This is a genomic window from Chryseobacterium sp. 2987, from assembly GCF_031456375.1.
GTDB lineage: Bacteria > Bacteroidota > Bacteroidia > Flavobacteriales > Weeksellaceae > Chryseobacterium > Chryseobacterium vaccae.
The window spans coordinates 1-4,354 of the sequence record NZ_JAVDUN010000020.1; the positions used below are offsets into that span (position 1 = coordinate 1).

Consider the following 4,354-nt stretch of genomic DNA (forward strand, 5'->3'; position numbering starts at 1 on the left):
GTTATAATCAAGGTAGGTCTTGGACTGGACGTAATTTTCTGTATCGGTAAGCTGAGCCTGGGCTATACCTGAGAGCAGCAGGGTACCTATCGGGATGATGTATTTTTTCATGTTTGTGTTTATTTTTGATATTGGAAATTAAAATTTAATGGACTCTGTGAAGACGGATCAACCGTGCCTGAAATCAGACTTGCTGTACAATTTCCGGAAGTATCAATATAAATTCGCCATTGTCGACCACCTTCGTTATACATAATTATTCGATCAACTGAAGGAGCGCAAGCCGGTCCTACCTTTCCAATATTTATACCTCCAGACCAATTCTGCCAAATACCATATCCTGAGAACGAAAGATAAAATCTTACTGTTCCATTCACTGTTGTTGTAGCATTATAGCTGTATTGCGGACTGCCTAAAGTGGGTGAGAACGTGAAACTACAAGGTATTATAGGCATACATGGTCCATTTTGATCTGCCATATTTTGGCCATTTGCATTAATATCGTCCAGTGCTTTTTGATCAGCTGCTAATTGACTTATATTAGATGTATATACGCCACCTGGAACAGCATAAGTATAAGAGCCTCCTACCGTATTCCCCGTACACGTCGCCCTAGTAAATATTTTGCTTTTTTCGGAATTGGTATAGATGACAGCTGGGTTACTACCATATTTGTATTTAAACTCTTTCAATATCTTATTATTTACATCAACAATTTTCTCCAGCCTATTAGTTACATCATATTTATAATACTCCCTTACTCCAGATGGAGGAGTAATACTGGTTACACCAATCAGAGGGTCATAACTATATGTTGTGATTTGATAATTAGCTAGATTAGCATTTTTTCTCAGATTATCCAGTGCTGTTAATAAAGCGTTTTCCTTACTGGGATTTAAGGCATCATCATTAGATTTTGATATAATATCAATGACGTATGGAGCTACATCGCTATATTTTGCACCTTCGATCCTTGCAATTGGTAATCTGCCCTTATAGCCCCAAATAACTGAAACGGATATGCCGGCTTTGTTTGTGTATTGTACAAGATTACCAGAATCATATTTATCCATAGTTATTTCCGTTTCAGAGTTATTACTGTTTGCTAAATCATAGGAAATAATGGATTTTGGCAGAACAAAATTTCCTGTTTGAGAATCTGGTAATGAGAAGGTATAAATAGTCTCTAGTTTGGAAGTTGTTTTCGTAATTCCATTAAGACTCTTTGTCGTAATAGTCTCTAATGGAATCCCCACCATATTCTTACTAATCATCAGTTGATTTCCTTTCTCCTGAGCATAGTTGTAAGCTATTTCGCTTATTGAGGTATCAGGATAAACCGTCTTTTGAGTACTTGGCAAATATTTATTATTATAAGTATTGAAAGTTTTTGTTTCTGTGAAAGTGCCTGATCCTGCAGGAAAATATTCTTTTGTAGTTGTGGATTCTAATAAAGATTTATAAAGATTTATTGAATAACTATGTATAAGTCCTCCAAATGAAGGATAATTATCTTGTGCCCCACTAAATTCAGGTGTAAATTTAGTTACAGGCTCCAATACAGCTCCAGAAATGAAATAAGTATTCAGCTGATCCGGATAATTGAATCTATAATTATATATTACTTCTTTTATTAAAGAATTATTATCGTAATATCGTTCATTAATTTTATTTCCATTACCTATATTTAATGATAATCCTCTTGGAATCATACTTAAACAACTAGAATTATAATTATTAGTAAAAAAACTTTCCGTTTTTCCTTTCCCTATAATTTGTTCAGTTACTTTCGAATATCCGACAAGCCCTCCCTGAGGCAATGTAGATAATCCTTGAGATTGCCCTCCTTCATAGACAGAAAGTTTAAATGGGTGATCAGGAGAGCCTACATTTGGAGTATAAATATCTGGGCAACTTGTATTGGAGAGAATTTGTCTAGTAGACCCTCCCTTGACAATGTAGCATCTATTTTCTATTTCATAAAATTTAGGAAATTCGGATAAATTACCATTAGAAACAAATTTTGTCCCATTACTGTTCAATTCATCATAAATATAATTTTTAATTAAAGGGGGCACTCCTGGGCTATCTGTAGTTATGATATTTTTAATTCTTATCCCACCTCCATAACTGTAATCACGTGTTGTACCCGTAGCCTGGTTATCCAAAAGAGATTGTATAGGATAATTTGAAAAAGTATTAAGTTCATACTCAAACTCTGTTTTTCCTCCGGTCGGATAATTGATTTTTGTTAAAATACCTGCAAGTGCATGTACAGAGGCTCTTCTATCAGCTAAATAATGTTTTCCATCCACTGTAAAGTTAATATGACGCATATCTGGTTCAGGAAACGAAGAATAAGCACTAGCATTATACCAATATCCTGATTGATCTTGATTGAACGAATTAACTATAAAAGGGTTTTGCCCCTTTATATATTTATCAGGATCTGGTATATAACTATCACTATTATTCTGCCCATTATAATACCCCCAAAAATCAGAAGAAAAGCTTATCTTATTAGGCAAATTATATGTTGAATTATAGTCGAAGGTATATTTTTCATTAGTTAAAGACTCTGTTAACCCAAGTAATCGGAGCCTATGTGTAAATATTTTATTATTTGATGCTTCAAGCCAGCTTGCTAATGAGTTTGTATCAAGATTGTCGTTTGAAATAAAATAATCATAATTAAAATCATACTGTTTTACTAATCTATAATTATTATAAATTTTGATTGAAGATAATTTTTTCGATTTATTAACATCTTCTCTATCTTCCCAACTGAATTCAATCCATCCATTCGAAAATTCTATTTTTTTTATAAAGCTTTCACCAACTGTTTGTTTATTACATTGTGTCAAACCTGGAGAAGTGTTTGTAAAATGAGGATTGTTTGGGTCATTAGGTGGATAAGTATAATTATACCTTGTTGTTCTACATCCTGCCAATCTATCAGCATACATTTTCTCTGTATAATAAAAGTTGATTTTCCGACCTTTAGTATCTTCAATTTTAGATAAATATTGAGAGGCTCCAGTAATATACGTTCCAATCAATGGTGTTGTAATCTCTTGAACACTATCAAAAGAATAGTTTAAACCAGCTTCATCAATAACACTAAATTTATTATTTCCATTAGAACTGGGTGCATAACCTCCTGAAATTGGGATTAACTTAAAATCAATATTAGGTTGTTCTGCTATAGCAAATTTGGGATAGTCGGTTTGAGTAGTTTTTGTCATATCCAAATAAGCTTTATATGTCTTATTTGGAAGATTAATTAAAAATAAATCAGGTTGAAAATCATATTCAGTATAGAGTGTGTTATAATTAGGATCTGTTATTAATCGAAAATTGTTAGAGTAAAAAGATCGTACCGCAGTACTATTATTCCAAGGAGGAGTTGGACATCCGGATATTGATCCTATATAGCCAGTGGCACTTTTAGGATAAATATAATAATATCCGTATGAATTAAAATCATTATTTCCTGTGATAACTTGAGATACCCTTCCTCCGGCATTTAATGACCATCCAAGCCCCACGGATGAAGCTTCATCATTTACTTTTATTCCTCCTGCATGATAAGAGATTGATATAGGAATCTCTATATCGCCCTCTTTTATTGTATAAAGTGGAATATTAATGTCGGGAACTCCTGTATATAATGAAACTGGAATTTCTGAATATCTGAATAAAGCTGCTGCATTAGGGGATTGAGCAGCAGTATTATTGACAGCATTTTGTATGATAGGGGAATTAGCCTGAGCATATCCAGCAATAGTATATAAAGTTGCAATTAAAATGGTTACTTTTTTCATTTCTTTATCAGTTTCGCTATTTTATTCGTATCCGTCTTGATCACCACCAAGTAAGCCCCTTGAACCAGTGGCTGGGTATTAATCTTAGTCACTTTATTCTTAGTTTTCACCGTCTGAAGCTGTCTTCCACCCATGTCATACACCAAAATATCTGCATTTTGGAATTGCATACCTATTTCTATGTAAGCATAATCGGAGACCGGATTCGGATAAATTTTGATGTCCTGTTTTTCGATGAGCTTATCCAGCTGACTGTCGCCCAGTTTCACTATCTTCCAGTTCTCTTTTCCGAGTTCCTCTGCACTAGTGCCGGCAAGAATGATAGAACCATCTCTGTTGAGTTTAATATCCGAAAGTCTTTCTTCTTTCTTTCTTTCTATTCTCTCCGGTAATGTGTTTTCTCCACTGCTCGTTGCCCTCCTGATCCAGATACAACATCCAGAACGTTTCATCATCTTTTTCTATTCTGCCTTCTGCCTGGGTGTAACCGCCAAGTAATATTCCTTTGGAAGTTTTATCATCCGCTGAAT

At 34.1% G+C, this 4,354-nt stretch carries 2 protein-coding genes and 1 pseudogene; all 3 read right to left on the minus strand.

The features are described from left to right. Positions 1–119: 119 nt before the first annotated feature. Positions 120–3,824, minus strand: coding sequence for a DUF5977 domain-containing protein (locus J2Y40_RS23890; RefSeq protein WP_153394831.1), 3,705 nt, complete (start codon positions 3,822–3,824; stop codon positions 120–122). Next, positions 3,821–3,994 (minus strand): T9SS type A sorting domain-containing protein, encoded by a 174-nt coding sequence (locus tag J2Y40_RS23895; protein ID WP_310001797.1) that lies wholly within the window; start codon positions 3,992–3,994, stop codon positions 3,821–3,823. The genes J2Y40_RS23890 and J2Y40_RS23895 overlap by 4 nt, the downstream gene beginning before the upstream one ends. A gap of 172 nt (positions 3,995–4,166) precedes the next feature. Further along, a pseudogene (locus J2Y40_RS23900) lies at positions 4,167–4,354 on the minus strand (T9SS C-terminal target domain-containing protein); the annotation flags it as partial.